Source organism: Marichromatium sp. AB32, assembly GCF_003718675.1.
GTDB lineage: Bacteria > Pseudomonadota > Gammaproteobacteria > Chromatiales > Chromatiaceae > Marichromatium > Marichromatium gracile.
This window is the reverse complement of record NZ_RHFJ01000040.1, coordinates 17,352-31,420: the sequence shown is the minus strand read 5'-3', so window position 1 is coordinate 31,420 and position 14,069 is coordinate 17,352. Positions and strand designations below refer to the sequence as shown.

15 protein-coding genes are annotated in these 14,069 nt (G+C 67.4%); 8 read left to right on the top strand and 7 right to left on the bottom strand.

Annotation, left to right across the window (positions count from 1 at the left end):
• The coding region (locus EBL85_RS17455; RefSeq protein ID WP_223806135.1) for a hypothetical protein at positions 1-241 on the bottom strand (241 nt) is incomplete at its 3' end.
• Positions 242-1,115: 874 nt separating this feature from the next.
• On the opposite strand from EBL85_RS17455, the gene EBL85_RS12245 reads away from it, so the two are divergent.
• The 4 genes from EBL85_RS12245 to EBL85_RS12230 all read left to right on the top strand — a co-directional run bounded on the left by EBL85_RS12245 (position 1,116) and on the right by EBL85_RS12230 (position 3,594).
• On the top strand, positions 1,116-1,418 hold the full coding sequence (locus tag EBL85_RS12245) for a helix-turn-helix domain-containing protein (protein WP_005221553.1): 303 nt from the start codon (positions 1,116-1,118) through the stop codon (positions 1,416-1,418).
• The gene (locus EBL85_RS12240) at positions 1,415-1,903 is read left to right on the top strand and encodes a HipA N-terminal domain-containing protein (protein ID WP_123143053.1); all 489 of its coding nucleotides are present in this window, start codon (positions 1,415-1,417) and stop codon (positions 1,901-1,903) included. The genes EBL85_RS12245 and EBL85_RS12240 overlap by 4 nt, the downstream gene beginning before the upstream one ends.
• Positions 1,904-2,110: 207 nt before the next feature.
• On the top strand, positions 2,111-2,401 hold the full coding sequence (locus tag EBL85_RS12235; RefSeq protein WP_123143052.1) for a hypothetical protein: 291 nt from the start codon (positions 2,111-2,113) through the stop codon (positions 2,399-2,401).
• Positions 2,398-3,594 carry a transposase gene (locus tag EBL85_RS12230; RefSeq protein ID WP_123143051.1) on the top strand — a complete coding sequence of 399 codons (1,197 nt, stop codon included), beginning with the start codon at positions 2,398-2,400 and terminating at the stop codon, positions 3,592-3,594. The genes EBL85_RS12235 and EBL85_RS12230 overlap by 4 nt, the downstream gene beginning before the upstream one ends.
• Before the next feature lie 79 nt (positions 3,595-3,673).
• Here the strand turns inward: EBL85_RS12230 and EBL85_RS12225 are convergent, their stop codons facing one another.
• Both EBL85_RS12225 and EBL85_RS12220 read right to left on the bottom strand, forming a co-directional pair.
• A complete protein-coding gene (locus EBL85_RS12225) occupies positions 3,674-4,771 on the bottom strand; it encodes a transporter substrate-binding domain-containing protein (protein ID WP_123143050.1) in 1,098 nt (365 codons plus the stop codon).
• A gap of 566 nt (positions 4,772-5,337) precedes the next feature.
• Positions 5,338-6,492, bottom strand: a complete 1,155-nt coding sequence (locus EBL85_RS12220) for an iron-containing alcohol dehydrogenase (protein WP_123143049.1) — start codon at positions 6,490-6,492, stop codon at positions 5,338-5,340.
• A 198-nt stretch (positions 6,493-6,690) separates the two neighbouring features.
• Here EBL85_RS12220 and EBL85_RS12215 point away from each other — a divergent pair, with 198 nt between their 5' ends.
• The gene (locus EBL85_RS12215) at positions 6,691-7,623 is read left to right on the top strand and encodes an AraC family transcriptional regulator (protein ID WP_123143048.1); all 933 of its coding nucleotides are present in this window, start codon (positions 6,691-6,693) and stop codon (positions 7,621-7,623) included.
• 10 nt (positions 7,624-7,633) lie between these two features.
• Here EBL85_RS12215 and EBL85_RS12210 read toward each other — a convergent pair whose 3' ends face one another.
• Positions 7,634-8,296: a potassium channel family protein gene (locus EBL85_RS12210; protein ID WP_062272605.1), complete on the bottom strand. Its 663-nt coding sequence runs from the start codon at positions 8,294-8,296 to the stop codon at positions 7,634-7,636.
• 133 nt (positions 8,297-8,429) lie between these two features.
• Here EBL85_RS12210 and tadA point away from each other — a divergent pair, with 133 nt between their 5' ends.
• Entirely contained in the window at positions 8,430-8,897 is a 468-nt protein-coding gene (gene tadA / locus EBL85_RS12205; RefSeq protein WP_223806136.1) for a tRNA adenosine(34) deaminase TadA, read from the top strand.
• On the opposite strand, the gene EBL85_RS12200 is transcribed toward tadA, so the two are convergent.
• A complete protein-coding gene (locus tag EBL85_RS12200) occupies positions 8,887-9,624 on the bottom strand; it encodes a PP2C family serine/threonine-protein phosphatase (RefSeq protein WP_123143045.1) in 738 nt (245 codons plus the stop codon). The genes tadA and EBL85_RS12200 overlap by 11 nt on opposite strands.
• Before the next feature lie 159 nt (positions 9,625-9,783).
• On the opposite strand from EBL85_RS12200, the gene EBL85_RS12195 reads away from it, so the two are divergent.
• Together EBL85_RS12195 and EBL85_RS12190 are read left to right on the top strand one after the other, a co-directional pair.
• A complete protein-coding gene (locus EBL85_RS12195) occupies positions 9,784-11,205 on the top strand; it encodes a glutamate-cysteine ligase family protein (protein ID WP_123143044.1) in 1,422 nt (473 codons plus the stop codon).
• A 39-nt stretch (positions 11,206-11,244) separates the two neighbouring features.
• Positions 11,245-12,282, top strand: a complete 1,038-nt coding sequence (locus tag EBL85_RS12190) for a M14 family metallopeptidase (protein ID WP_123141435.1) — start codon at positions 11,245-11,247, stop codon at positions 12,280-12,282.
• A gap of 6 nt (positions 12,283-12,288) precedes the next feature.
• Here the strand turns inward: EBL85_RS12190 and EBL85_RS12185 are convergent, their stop codons facing one another.
• Both EBL85_RS12185 and lipA read right to left on the bottom strand, forming a co-directional pair.
• Positions 12,289-13,125, bottom strand: a complete 837-nt coding sequence (locus EBL85_RS12185; protein WP_223806134.1) for a YdcF family protein — start codon at positions 13,123-13,125, stop codon at positions 12,289-12,291.
• The gene (lipA, locus tag EBL85_RS12180; protein WP_123143042.1) at positions 13,100-14,065 is read right to left on the bottom strand and encodes a lipoyl synthase; all 966 of its coding nucleotides are present in this window, start codon (positions 14,063-14,065) and stop codon (positions 13,100-13,102) included. Before lipA ends, EBL85_RS12185 begins: the two co-directional genes overlap by 26 nt.
• Positions 14,066-14,069: the final 4 nt, after the last annotated feature.

The following is a 14,069-nucleotide window of genomic DNA, read 5'->3' as shown; positions in this document are numbered from 1 at the left end:
AAAGGGGGAAAGAAAGGAAGAGGAGAGAAATGTGAGCAAGCACTTTATCGAGCTTTTCTAGGGACCAATACAGACCCTTACCGTTATTTCTAGAGGCATGCAATAGTTGCCCTGGGTTCATTTTGTTGATTTTCCGAACGGTGCTAGTGACTGTCGCTTGGTGTACTTTGGCTGCTATTTGTCGGTTATGTTCTTTAAGCGATTCATCTGTAAATACATGGAATCCTGGGTTGTTACTCATTATTAATATCCTCAAACTGATGGCTAGAGAAAAAAGGGGACACTCACTTATCGTTGGAATTACCCGACTGCCGAACAAGGCAAATCCAGCCGACGCGCCAAAGGCGCGCGCGGCTGATTTGTGGCGTTAGCCACTTGTCCCGGCTTCGTCTCTACTTCGACTTCTTAAGAGTGACGTTCGCTTCCAGCAAACACTGGCTCCCATGAAATGTCGCACTGGCCCAGCCAAGTTTCAGCATTTCATCAACGTACCACTGCCGCACCGGGTCAGTTACTCTCTCGCGCCTATTGTCCGGGTTCTCCTGGTTGTAGAGTCCAAGCACTTGGTTCAAAGAAGCAATCTTCGTGGGCTCGTTCGGAGAGCGATCGTTCGGGTCGGGAGCAACAAAAGGTCTAGGCACAAACCACCTCGCAGAGTGAAATTCAAGTACATAAGTACCACTAAGTACGCATACTGTACCAAAGCCATCATCGGGATGGCAAGTACAAGTACACCCATTCATCAGAGCTGCTGACGACGGCGCCGCCGCGCAAGAACGGTTGGCAGTTGGCCGAGATATTAGGCGAGCGGCGTCCGGACGGGGTGCAGCAACTGCTCAACATGGCACGCTGGAACGCCGAGGCAGCGAGCTAGGTGCTGAACGCCATAACGTCTCACGAAAAGAACGCTATAATCTCATCCGGCCTTCTTAAAGATCACTAACATGACAAGCTGGCCTTCCCCACGACTGAGAATCGATGAGGTCACGGGCGCCACTCTCGGTCAGTGAGAGGCGTGGATTTGCCACGAGCCGACGCCAGAGGAGGCCCTGGGCGGGCCGCTTTGGAGGGTCGATCAAAGACAACTGTCATCCATGTGCACCTGAAGGTTCCCCATGAAATCCATCCGTGTCGAGCGCGCCCTTAAGAAGCTGGGCGCCGACATCCGCGATGCACGGCGGCGCCGGCGCATCAGCACCGAGCTGATGGCCGAGCGCATGGGCGTTTCGCGCGGAACGCTCAACCGCCTCGAAGCTGGCAATCCAAACGTCGCGATCAGCGCCTGGGCCTCGGCCCTGATGATTCTCGGTAAGCTCGATGCGCTCGCGGAGCTGATCGACCGGACGAAAGACCCGCTCGGGCTGGATCTTCTTGAGGAGCAGTTGCCGCAGCGCATTCGCGGAGGCCGGGTGCGATGAGCACGTCCCTGGTTGTCACTTTGGATTGGCTGGGTGAGCGTCGGACGGTCGGCCAGCTCGATGTCTTCACCAGCCAGCGGGGAACCGAGCGCTATCAGTTCACCTATGATCGAGACTGGTGCCGGACGGGCTTCGCCATCGATCCCGACTTGGACCTCTTGCCAGGGATGCCCTTTCAGGCGGGCAAGCTGTGGGGGGCCTTCCAGGACATCGCCCCCGACCGCTGGGGACGGCTCGTCCAGGACCGGGTTCTCGACCACTACCTGAGCGAAAGCGATTACCTCCTGGGGGTCTCCGATCACATGCGGATGGGTGCCTTGCGATTGAGTCGCGCGGAGACTCCCGGAGAATTCCTGGCCCTAACCACGAACGTTCCAAAGCTGGTCCATCTACGGGGGGAAATAAAGGGACACCCACTTACCGTTGACGCTCCCAAGGCCCTCTTCTACGCTTCTCCCAACACCTCCAGCGGAGATGCCCCATGACTCGTCCCCGCGCCGTGCTCGTCTCCTTGTCCGATACGCCTTGGTATCACGTCGTCACGCGGTGCGTGCGCCGGGCGTATCTCTGCAGCTTCGATCGGCTGACCGGGCGGAGTTTCGAGCATCGGAAATAAAGGGACACCCACTTACCATTGACGCTCCCAAGGCGCTCTCCTACGCTTCCTCCAACACCCCCAGCGGAGATGCCCCATGACTCGTCCCCGCGCCGCGCTCGTCTCCTTGTCTGATACGCCTTGGTATCACGTCGTCACACGGTGCGTGCGACGAGCCTATCTCTGCGGCTTCGATCAGCTGACAGGGCGGAGTTTCGAGCATCGTCGCAGCTGGGTGGAGCTGCGGTTGCGTCAGCTCGCCGGGGTGTTCGCGATCGATGTGGCGGCCTATGCGGTGATGGAAATAAAGGGACACCCACTTACCGTTGACGCTCCCAAGGCGCTCTCCTACGCTTCTCCCAACACCTCCAGCGGAGATGCCCCATGACTCGTCCCCGCGCCGCGCTCGTCTCCTTGTCCGATACGCCCTGGTATCACGTCGTCACACGGTGCGTGCGCCGGGCGTATCTCTGTGGCTTCGATCGGCTGACCGGGCGGAGTTTCGAGCATCGGCGCGGCTGGGTGGAGTTGCGGTTGCGTCAGCTCGCCGGGGTGTTCGCGATCGATGTCGCGGCCTATGCGGTGATGAGCAATCACGTGCATCTGGTGGTGCGGGTCGATGCCAATCGGGCGGCGGGGTGGTCGGATACCGAGGTGCTGCGGCGCTGGCGGTGTCTGTTCCGAGGGCCTATGGTGGTGGAGCGGTTTCTGTCGCCTGCGACGCGGGCAGAGATGACCGAGGCGGAGCTGGATGGGGTCGCGGGGCTGGTCGCGACCTATCGGGCGCGGTTGGCGGATCTCTCGTGGTTCATGCGGGTGTTGAACGAGTCGATCGCGCGGGCGGCGAATCGGGAGGACGGGGTCCGCGGACGGTTCTGGGAGGGACGCTTTCGCTCGCAGGCGATCCTCGACGAGACGGCGTTGTTGGCGGTGATGGCCTATGTCGATCTCAACCCGATTCGGGCGGGGATCGCGGAGACGCCGGAGGAGAGTGCGCATACCGGGATTGCGGCACGGATCGCCGCCTTGCGCGCGGGCGATGAGGGTAAGGCGACCGGGCAGCATCTCGACGTGGCGTACCGCCCGGATGTCGTGCCGGAGACACCACCAGAGGTCTCTCCCGATTCGCAACGACCGATTCTCCACCAGCGCAAGACACCAGCCAGTCACGCACCCACACCGCCCGAACCCGAGAACGACACCTCACCGGACGCCCGCAGCACCAACCTCTGGGAAGCGGCCATCAACCGCCTCTCCCCTGCCCCACTACTGCCCTTCGGCAACCCCGCCGAGCTCCCGGCAACGATCCCCTTCACCTTCGACGGCTATTTGACCCTGGTCGACTCGCTCGGTCGCGCCCTGCATCCACGCAAGCGCGGGGCGATCCCGGCGGAGTTGCCCGAGATCCTCACCCGGCTCGGCATCGCGCCGGAGCGCTTCGTCGAGCACGCGGGTTTCCTGCTCAAGGGGTTCGGGTCGGCGATCGGCGCACCGCAGCGGCTGACGGCGCTCGCGGCACGGCGCGAGTGTCGTTATCTGCGGGGATTGCGGCGCGCCCGACTGTTGTTCTCGGCCGCTTGAAGGGAGGTCACACCAGCGTCTCAGGGGAGACTCGCAGCGGACCATCTTCCGCTCAAGGCGTCGGGGGGAACGCGCCCGTTCAGCCCGCGTGACCGAGGTAGCCCTCGATCATGGGCGTCCATTCCGGACTCTGGATCATGCGCAGAATCCATCGATTGACGGGCTCGCGTAGCTCGGTCTCCGGCGGAAGCGCGATGCCGTAATCCTGCCGCAGCAGAATGCCCGGCAGCACACGGAGTTCACCGGCATGCTCCGAGCTGACCAGGTGTCTCAGGATAGGCAGGTCATAGACGACGGCATCGGCCCGCCCGGCGGCGAGCGCCTCCAGTGCCTCGGAGACATCCGCGACCGATCTGTAGCGCACCAGCTTCTGGTCGAGGAAACGGGCGCTGGTGCTGTCCTCGGCCGTCACCACCCGCTTGCCGTAGAGATCGCTGAGCCCGCTCACGTTCTGACCCAGCTCGCCCACGGTCAGCGAGCTTGCAATGGCCGCCGTGAAGCTGGAGACGACCACCACACTGGTGAACATCCAGACCAGCCCGATCAGCCGCCCGGCGAAGGTCACGGGGGCCTTGTCGCCATAGCCGACGGTGGTCATGGTGACGGCGGACCACCAGATGCCCGAGCCGATCCCCTTGGCCGGCTTGCCGGAGAACTGTTCGTTGCGGCGACGCTCGGCGAGCCAGACCAGGGCGCCGAGTAAGGTGAGGACACCCAGCAAGGCCGCCAAGGACTGCAAAAAGGCACCCGAGGCCACGCGCCGGAGCGCGGAGAACCAGGTCAGCTCGGGCCGCTGCGGGACCGCCACCCCGAGACCGGAGGTGAAGAAGGGGTGCGTGAAGTCGACCCGCTGCTCGCGCTCGGCGGTGATGGTCAGGGCGGCGGCGGCCGCATCCACCTCTCCAGCGGCAACCGCATCCAACATCTCGTCGAGTCCCATTTCCTTGAACTGGACCCGGAACCCTTCCTCGTCGGCGATACGCCGGATCAGCTCGATGGTGATGCCATCCCAGCCCTTCTCCCGCTTGATGGCGAAGGGCGGCGCATCGCGCGTGGCGATGACGAGTTCGCGCTCGCCCGACGGCTCGTCGGCCCCGCCCTCTGCAGGCGTCATGAGCGACAACAACACGCTCAAGGCAATCAAGATCAGCGGTGATTGACGCCCTACGCTCTTCATGGCGGATACTCCTCGCACGCCTGTCTCGTCCGCCGCGAACCGGCCATGCGCCAGCGGTGCGGCTCTCGAACAGCAGCCATACTAACAGGAGCGTTGCAGCGATTGCCTGGCACCGGGAGAAAAGGCGCGCACGTACAGTTAGGCGCCTGCCTGATGCCGCCGTCTCGACATCGCGCCCGAGCGTTTCGTCAAGCACACCGGTTTCCCGCTCAAGGATTTTGGATCAGCGAGAGTGTTGCGATCTGGCGAGGGTTGCGGCGTGTTCGGGTGTGATTCTCGAGCACTTGAGGGGCGTCCCTGCCGGACGAGTAAGAACGCCAGACATCAAGCTAACAAGCGAAAAGACACCGACTCAATCGGGGATCTATTGGCCATCCCCGCCCGAGTCGACAGCGCCGCCGCGCGCCCTGTCGCGTGGTCGGTTTCCTGCTCAAGGGCCGCGCGCGGAGGCGGCGCGCGCGGCGTGAGCATCGCGATGTGCGGCTATGGCTTGCCCGGGTGTCGTCCTCGACCGCCTGAGTGGAGAACGCGCCGGCATCCCTGCCGAACGCGTACGCCGCCAACGCTCAGCGCAGCGCGCCCTCGAGGATCGCCCGCACCTCGGCCGAACCGATGTCGCCGCGCTCACCGAGCGGCAGCAGGTGGTTGTCCTCCAGGCCGGCGACCAGGGTGTCGATCGCGGTGGCGTCGAGCCCGGCGTCGGCGAGCGAGGTCTCGACACCCATGCGCTGGAAGAACGCTCGGGTTTGCGCGATCGCCTGATCGATACGCGCCTCCGGCTCGCCCTGGTCGATCCCGAAGACCCGCTCTGCGTACTGCAGCAGCTTGTCGCGCTTGGCCGCGCGGCGGGCCTGCATCAGCGCAGGGAGCACGATGGTCAGGCTGCGCCCGTGGTCGATGCCGAAGTGCGCGGTCAGCTCGTGACCGATGCGGTGGGTGGCCCAGTCCTGCGGCACGCCACAGCCGATCAGGCCATTGAGCGCGAGCGAGGCGGCCCACATGATGTCGGCGCGCAGCGCCAGATCATTGGGGTCGTCGAGCGCCTTGGGGCCGGTCTCGATCAGGGTCAGCAGCAAGCCCTCGGCGAAGCGATCCTGCACCCGGGCATCGGCGGGATAGGTGAGGTACTGCTCGATGACGTGGACGAAGGCGTCAACCACCCCGTTGGCGATCTGGCGCGGCGCCAGGCTGAGGGTGGTGGCGGGGTCGAGGATGGCAAAACGCGGGCGCACCAGCGGGCTGTAGAAGGCGAGCTTGCGCTCCGCCCGGGTCACCACCGCGTTGATATTGGTCTCCGAGCCGGTCGCCGGGAGGGTGAGCACGCAACCCAGCGGCAGCGCCTCGCGCACCGGCGCCTGCTCGGCGAGGATCGCCCAGGGATCGTCGCCCGCATAGCACGCGGCGGCGGCGACGAACTTGGTGCCATCGATCACCGAGCCGCCGCCGACGGCGAGCAGATAGTCGAAGCCACCGGCGCGCACCCGCTCGACCGCGCGCATCAGCGTGTCGTAGCGCGGGTTGGGCTCGATGCCGCCGAAGGCTTCCCAGTCGAAGCCGGCGAGCGCCGCTGCCACCTGATCATAGACTCCATTGGATTTGATCGAGCCACCGCCATAGAGCATCAGCACCCGCGCCCCAGTGGGGATGGCCTCGGCCAGCGCGGCGATCTGGCCGCTGCCGAAGTGGATACGGGTTGGGTTCTCGTAGACGAAGTTGTCCATCGTGACTCCTGTGGATTCGGTACAAGGGGCATGCGTTGCCCGTGACCCTATCAGCCTACCCCGCGACTATCGCGGCCTGAACCGTCGATCCTGCCGATTACTTGCCTGATCCTGCTCAATCCGGGCGGATCGTCCACAAATCATGCCCGATAAAGGATAAGATCCTGCTTCCAGGCCATCACACAATACGACACCAGCATGCCGCCAGGACTTCAGCAACCGCTCGCGCGGCTGCGCGCCGCACACCAGGCACGTGCGCGCAGTGGCACCTTCGACACCGAGATCCCCGGGGTCCGCGTGTTCTGGACCGACGCCTCTGCAGCTCGCACCCCGATGATCTACGAGCCCGGGATCGTGATCATCGCCGGCGGCCACAAGACCGTCTATCTCGGGCGCACCCGCTTCGGTTACGACCCCAATCACTATCTGATCGTCAGCGTACCCTTGCCGCTCGAATGCGAGACCCACGCCAGTCCGAGCGATCCCCTGCTCGGGTTGTTCGTCGCCATCGACTGGACCCTGCTCCACGAGTTGGTCGCACTGGTCTGCGGCGGACTCGCGCCGCAGCGGCCGCAGACCGCCGGACTGCCGCGCGGACTCGCGCCGGTGGCGCTCGATGCCGAGATGATCGCCACCACAGCTCGACTGCTGCACGCGCTCGACTCGCCGCTGGAGTCGCAGGTGCTGGGTCGGGCGCTGGTGCGCGAGCTGCACTACCGCGCCCTCCTCGGCCCTCATGGTCCGGCGCTGTGCGCGCTCACCCAGCACCAGGATGCCGATGCACGCATCGCCCGGGCACTGGCGCGCATCCATCGTGACTATGCCAAGGCGCTGAGCGTCGAATCGCTGGCCGCCGAGGCGCACATGGGCGCCTCGACCTTCCATCGCGCCTTCAAGCAGGTCACCGGCGAGACCCCGCTGCGCTATCTCAAGCGCATCCGCCTCGACCGCGCCCGGGCGCTGATCGCCGCCCAGGGGGTACGCGCGAGCGTCGCCGCCACCCGGGTCGGCTACCAGAGCGCCTCGCAGTTCAGCCGCGAGTTCAAGCGTCACTTTCGGGTCTCGCCGGCGGAGGTGCGACATGCCACGGCGAGCGTCGCCGGCCCGGTCCCCGACGACTCGCGGCCCTGAGCGGGCTCGCTCAGTCGCCGTTGCCGCGCCAGTCGGCGAGGCGGATACCGACCAGGCTGGCCACCAGGATGGCGAGATAGAACTGCCCCACCACCGCCTCGATGAAGGCGAAGAAGCGCGCCAGCGAGGACACCGGCACGATGTCGCCGTAACCGACCGTGGTGAGGGTGATGAAGCTGAAATAGACCAGCTCGGGAAAGCCCTGGTACCAGGGACCGGGGCGTAGACCGGCGAAGGCGCTCGGCTCGAGCAGTGCGATCAACATGTAGAGCGTCGCCCAGACCAGCCCCATCAGCAGATAGACGCAGACCGCACCGACGATCTTGTTCCAGTCGACCGAATCGCCGCGCAGCACCTGCTCCATCGCCAGCCAGCTGGTGAGGATGAGATAGCCGAGCAGGATCAGCAGCCACACCACCGCCGTCTCCAGCCAGCGCCCGAGCAGGATCACCACCAGGCTGGCGAGGATCAGCCCCAGCCGGGTGCGGAACCAGTGGGTGCGCCGGTTCATCCCCCAGACCCCGAGCGCCAGCGCGGCGACGATCGCCAGCTGCACCAGCAGCTGACCGAGCCGCAGACCGAGCTCGTCGGCCAGCGCGGTACCGAACAGCAGCACCACCAGGGCGGCGGTGAGATAGCCGAAGTTGTCGTGCTCGGTGAGTCGTCGTCTCATCTTCCCTCCGAAGGAGCCCGCCTTGCCCCGTGCCCGGGCGGCGACTAGCATCGATCCCTTTTCCGCGCCCGCGCATCCTCACCACAGGAGACCCCGAGTGGAGCCTGCCGTCGACAGCCCCGATGAATACTGGATGCGCCACGCGCTGCGCCTGGCCGAGCGTGCGGCACAACAGGGCGAGGTCCCGGTCGGCGCGGTGCTGGTGCGCGACGGACAGTGCATCGGCGAGGGCTGGAACCGCCCGATCGCCGACAGCGACCCCAGCGCTCACGCCGAGATCCAGGCGCTGCGCGACGCCGGACGCCGGCTCGCCAATTATCGCCTGCCCGAGACCAGGCTCTATGTCACCCTGGAGCCCTGCGTGATGTGCGCCGGGGCCATCGTCCATGCCCGTGTCGGCGCGGTGGTCTATGGCGCGACCGACCCCAAGGCCGGGGCCTGCGGCAGCGTCTTCGACCTGCTGCCCTCGGATGCGCGCTTCAACCATCGCACCGAGTGTCGCGGCGGGGTGCTCGCCGCGGACTGCGGCGAGCTGTTGCGTGACTTCTTCCGCGCCCGACGCCGGGCCGCGCGCGCTGCCCGCGACGCGCTCAGGCCGTGAAGTCGACCACCACCGCGGTGACGTTGTCGTTGCCACCGGCCTCGCAGGCGGCCCGTACCAGCGCCTGAGCGGCGACCTCCGCGGGGTGGATCTGGGAGAGGATACGGGCGATCTCGTCGCCGGCGAGGTCGCGATTCAGCCCGTCGCTGCACAATAGGTATCGATCGCCCGCGCGCAGCGACTCGGTACGCCGCTCGAACTCGAGCCGGGCGTCGGCGCCGACGGCGCGCACCAGCACGCTCGAGAGCGGGTGCAGCTCGGCCTCCTCGGGGGAGAGCAGCCCCATATCGACCAGCGCCTGGACCTGGGAGTGATCGCGGCTGAGCTGCTCGAGCACGCCGGCGCGCAACCGATAGATACGGCTGTCGCCGGCCCAGCACAGCGCAGCGCGATCACCAACGGCGAGCAAGGCCGCGACCGTGCTGCCGCAGAGCGCCTCGAGCACGCCCTCGGCGCTCGCCACCAGCTCGCGGTTGACCGCACGCAGCGTCCGCTCCAGCGTCTCCAGCCCCGACTCCAGCTCGAGTGCGCGCTCCAGCCGTCCCAACCGACTGACGATCAGCCGGCTCGCCTCGGCGCCGTCGCGATGCCCGCCCATGCCATCGGCCACCGCCCAGAGCCCCAGCTCCGGACGATCCAGATAGGCGTCCTGATTGTCCCGCCGCACCCGACCGGCATCGCTGATACCGCCCGAGTTCCAACACAAGCCCTTCGACCAGGGAGCCATGATTCGATCCACCTCTCGTCCGCCGACCATGGCGGTTTCGATCTTCCATTGTGCTGCCGCCGACCCACGTTGCGTCGACGACGATCAAGCCGCATAGACTGTATAGCGAACGCCATGACGTCAATGCGGATGTACGATTGCGACCGGTGGAGGCAGCGGATGGGCCAGGAGATCGCCAGTGACCGGTTCAGCGAGGCCGATCTCGCGCGCTTCACCACCCGGCTGCGCGAGGAGACCGCGCTGCTCGCGCGCTGGTTCGCCGAGGGGCGGATCGCGCGCGCCCCCCCGATGCTCGGCTTCGAACTCGAGGCCTGGCTGGTCGACACCGCGATGCGCCCGGCCCCGCGCGCCCCGGCGCTGCTCGACGCGCTCGCCGACCCCCGGGTGGTCCCGGAGCTTTCGGTGTTCAACATCGAGTTCAACGGCACCCCGCTCGAACTCGGCGCGACGACCCTCTCGCAGCTCGCCACGACGCTCGGCGAGCCACTCGAGCGCGCCCAACGGCTGGGCGAGGATCTCGGGCTGCGGGTGGTCACCATCGGCACCCTGCCGACGATCGACGCCGAGCAGCTCGACATCGAGACGATGTCGCCGCTGGCGCGCTATCGCGCGCTCAACGCCCGTATCTTCGCGCTGCGCCAGGGGCGAGCGCTGTCGCTGATCATCGACGGCGACGAACCGCTCGAGCTGCACTGGCACGACGTCATGCTCGAGGCCGCCGGCACCTCCTTCCAGATCCATCTGCAGGTCGCCCCCGAGCACGCCGCCCGGGTCTACAACGCCTCCAAGATCCTCAGCGGCCCGCTGGTGGCGATCAGCGCCAACTCGCCTTTCCTGTTCGGTCATGCGCTGTGGGAGGAGACGCGGATCGCGCTGTTCGAGCAGGCGGTCTCGGTCGGCGGCGCGATTCTCCAGGAACGGGTCAACTTCGGCCAGCGCTATGCCGCGCACTCGATCCTCGAGACCTTCGAGGCCAATCTCGCGCGTTATCCGGTCCTGCTGCCGCAGTGCAGCGACGAGCCACCCGAGACGCTCACCCACCTGCGCCTGCACAACGGCACCATCTGGCGCTGGAACCGGCCATTGATCGGCTTCGACGACGACGGCCGCCCGCATCTGCGCATCGAGCACCGGGTGATCCCCGCCGGTCCCACGGTTGCAGACGCCATCGCCAACACCGCGCTCTATCTCGGTGCGGTGCACGCGCTCAGCCACGACCCGCGCCCCCCGGAGCAGCGACTGCCCTTCCCCCTGGCGATGGCCGGTTTCTACGACTGCGCCCGCGCCGGGCTCGGCGCGCGCATCCGCTGGCTCGACGGGCGCGAGCACCAGGTCGCCACCATCCTCCGCGACGACCTGCTGCCGCGCGCCCATCGCGGGCTGGAGGCGTTGGGGATGGGCGCGGACGAACGCGGACACTGGCTCGACATCATCGCCCAGCGTCTCGCCCGGCGACGCACCGGCGCGGCCTGGCAACGCGCCTGGGTGGCGCGCCACGGCCACGACATGCATGGGTTGACCGCCGCCTATCTGGCACGCCAGCGCGCCGGTCACCCGGTGCACCAATGGAGCATCGACTGAACCAGGGACGACCATCCCGAGGACGCAGAGACCATCGCCATGCTGCAACAGCTCGACCACCTGCCGGAGGGACTGCTCGAGACCCCGGCGCCCGGACTCGAGGCCCTGCTCGGCGGCCCGACCCTGATCCATCTGCCGGGACAGCGCCGGGCGCCGCTGTTCGTCTCGGTGCTGCTCCACGGCAACGAGACCGTCGGCTGGGAGGCGGTGCGCGCCCTGCTCGCCGCGCGTCTGACCCGCTACGGCGCGCTGCGCCTGCCCCGTGCGCTGAGCCTGTTCATCGGCAATGTCGCCGCCGCCGCCCACGGTGTCCGGCGGCTGCCCGGACAACCGGACTACAACCGGGTGTGGCCGGGCGCCGCACCCGACCACGGCCCGGAGCAGCTGATGATGGCCCAGGTGGTCGAGACCATGCGTGCACGCGCGCCCTTCGCCAGCGTCGACCTGCACAACAACACCGGGCGCAACCCGCACTATGGATGCGTCAACGTGCTCGAACCCCGGACACTGCAGCTGGCGAGCCTGTTCGCCCGCACCCTGGTCTATTTCACCAGCCCCACCGGGGTGCAGTCACAGGCCTTCACCGGCATCTGCCCGGCGGTGACCCTGGAGTGCGGCAAGGTCGGCGAGCAGGGCGGCGTCGACCACGCGCGCGAGTTCGTCGGCGCCCTACTCCAGCTCACCGAGCTGCCCGCGCGCCTGCCGGCGGCGCGTGAGTTCGATCTGTTCGAGACCGTCGCCCGCGCCCGCATCCCGCCCGGGGTGCACTTCGGTTTCCCGCCCGAGCAGGCCGATCTGGTCCTCGACCCGGCGCTCGAACGGCTCAACTTCTGCGAGCTGCCGGCGGGCATGGCCTTCGGTCGGGTGCGCCCCGGCAAGGGGCTCTGTGTCGAGGTGCACGACGCCGAGGGCCGCGACCTGAGCGCGCAGTTCTTCAGGATCAGTGGCGAGGAGCTGCTGCTGCGCCGCCCGGCGATGCCCTCGATGCTCACCCGCAACGAGGTGGTGATCCGTCAGGACTGTCTCTGCTATCTGATGATCCGCCGCGAACCGCCGCTGGCCGTGCGCGACGATTGAGCGGACTCAGCCCGAGAGCGGGCGCGACGCGCCCGCGACCAGGCGGCGCAACCGATACCACAGCCAACCGAGATGCTCGTGGAGGGCGTAGTAGCTGACCACGAAGCCGCGCGCCGAGGGCAGCCAGTCACGATAGTTCCAGTCATCCGGATCGGGGTCGTGGAGAAACCCGGTGGGCGCGGCGATCGGCGCCAGACCGACCTCCTCGAACACCCGCAACGCACGTCTCAGGTGCCAGGCATCGGAGACCAGCAGGATGCGTCGATGGCCGTCGCGCGCGAGCAGCGGCGCCGAATAGGCGGCGTTCTCCCAGGTGTTGAGGCTCCGTGCCTCGACCCCGGCGACGGCGATGCCGTAATCCTCGAGCAACACCTCGGCCATCAGCCGCGCGATCGGCGGGGCCTCCGGCGGCGGGCTGCCGCCGCTGACATAGAGCGGCAGACCGGTGGCGCGCTGCAGGTGCGCGGCGTAGCGCAGACGACGCAGGGTAGCGCTGTCGACGCTCTCGCCGCCGTACTCCGGGGCCGCGCTCGTACGTCCGGCGCTGAGCACCAGGATCGCCTCGGCATCGGCCGGGATCGGGTGACCGGGGGTGGCGAGCGGCGCATGCCGCTCCAGCGGCGCCATCAGCCAGGCGCCGACGGCCGGCAGGCTCATCGCCGCGAGCGCCAGGGTGGCGGTCAGCAGCAGCCCCCGCCCCACCCCGCCCTGCACCAGCAGCGCGGCCAGCAACAACGCCAGCACCAGGATGCCGGGCGGCATCAGCAGGCTCTTGAGTACGCTGTAGAGCACGCTCATGCGCGCCGGGGGCGGCGACTCACAGCGGCGCCTGCAGGTCGGCATGATAGGAGGAGCGGACCATGGCGCCGCTGGCGACATTGCGAAACCCCATCGCCTCGCCATCTTCGCGCAGGGCGTCGAACTCCTCCGGGGTCCAGTAACGACGCACCGGCAGGTGCGCGCGCGAGGGCTGCAGATACTGCCCGAGAGTGAGCATGTCGCAGCCGTGCTCGCGCAGCGCGCGCATCACCTCCAGCACCTCGTCGCGGGTCTCGCCGAGTCCGAGCATCAGCCCCGACTTGGTGAGCACATCGGGGTGGCGCGCCTTGAACGCCTCGAGCAATCGCAGCGAGCCGGCATAGTCGGCACCGGGCCGGGCCTCGCGATAGAGCCTGGGCACGGTCTCGAGGTTGTGGTTGAAGACGTCGGGAACCGCGTCGTCGACGAAGCACTCGAGCGCGACCGACTCGCGACCGCGGAAGTCCGGCACCAGCACCTCGACGCGGACCCCCGCCTCCTGGGCGCGCACCGCGCGCACGCAGGCGGCGAAGTGAGCCGCGCCGCCATCGCGCAGGTCATCGCGATCGACCGAGGTGATGACCACGTAGCGCAGCCCCATCGCCGCGATCGAACTGGCCAGGTGCTCGGGCTCGCCGGGATCGGGCGGCTCGGGACGACCGTGAGCGACGTCGCAGAAGGGACAACGGCGGGTGCAGACATCGCCGAGGATCATGAAGGTGGCGGTGCCGTGGTTGAAGCACTCACCGAGGTTCGGGCACATCGCCTCCTCGCACACGGTGGCGAGCTTGTGCTCGCGCATCAGCGCCTTGATGCGCCGCACCTCGGCGCCGAGCGGGGCGCGCGCGCGGATCCAGGCGGGCTTGCGCAGCACCGGGGCATCGGTCGCGACCTTGACCGGGATGCGGGCGAGCTTGTCGCGGCCACGCTGGTGGGTCTCTGGGGTCGCGCGCGAGGGCGCGCGCAGCGGATCCTGATCTGACATGGAC

What these genes read in the sequence shown, in the direction of transcription:
- EBL85_RS12235 (WP_123143052.1), top strand. Translation starts at nt 2,111, where the DNA reads ATGACTCGTCCCCGCGCCGCGCTCGTCTCCTTGTCTGATACGCCTTGG.
- tadA (WP_223806136.1), top strand. Translation starts at nt 8,430, where the DNA reads ATGCGCCACGCGCTGCGCCTGGCCGAGCGTGCGGCACAACAGGGCGAG.
- EBL85_RS12200 (WP_123143045.1), bottom strand. Translation starts at nt 9,624, where the DNA reads ATGGCTCCCTGGTCGAAGGGCTTGTGTTGGAACTCGGGCGGTATCAGC.
- EBL85_RS12245 (WP_005221553.1), top strand. Translation starts at nt 1,116, where the DNA reads ATGAAATCCATCCGTGTCGAGCGCGCCCTTAAGAAGCTGGGCGCCGAC.
- EBL85_RS12230 (WP_123143051.1), top strand. Translation starts at nt 2,398, where the DNA reads ATGACTCGTCCCCGCGCCGCGCTCGTCTCCTTGTCCGATACGCCCTGG.
- EBL85_RS12195 (WP_123143044.1), top strand. Translation starts at nt 9,784, where the DNA reads ATGGGCCAGGAGATCGCCAGTGACCGGTTCAGCGAGGCCGATCTCGCG.
- EBL85_RS12225 (WP_123143050.1), bottom strand. Translation starts at nt 4,771, where the DNA reads ATGAAGAGCGTAGGGCGTCAATCACCGCTGATCTTGATTGCCTTGAGC.
- EBL85_RS12210 (WP_062272605.1), bottom strand. Translation starts at nt 8,296, where the DNA reads ATGAGACGACGACTCACCGAGCACGACAACTTCGGCTATCTCACCGCC.
- lipA (WP_123143042.1), bottom strand. Translation starts at nt 14,065, where the DNA reads ATGTCAGATCAGGATCCGCTGCGCGCGCCCTCGCGCGCGACCCCAGAG.
- EBL85_RS12190 (WP_123141435.1), top strand. Translation starts at nt 11,245, where the DNA reads ATGCTGCAACAGCTCGACCACCTGCCGGAGGGACTGCTCGAGACCCCG.
- EBL85_RS12240 (WP_123143053.1), top strand. Translation starts at nt 1,415, where the DNA reads ATGAGCACGTCCCTGGTTGTCACTTTGGATTGGCTGGGTGAGCGTCGG.
- EBL85_RS12220 (WP_123143049.1), bottom strand. Translation starts at nt 6,492, where the DNA reads ATGGACAACTTCGTCTACGAGAACCCAACCCGTATCCACTTCGGCAGC.
- EBL85_RS12215 (WP_123143048.1), top strand. Translation starts at nt 6,691, where the DNA reads ATGCCGCCAGGACTTCAGCAACCGCTCGCGCGGCTGCGCGCCGCACAC.
- EBL85_RS12185 (WP_223806134.1), bottom strand. Translation starts at nt 13,125, where the DNA reads ATGCCGACCTGCAGGCGCCGCTGTGAGTCGCCGCCCCCGGCGCGCATG.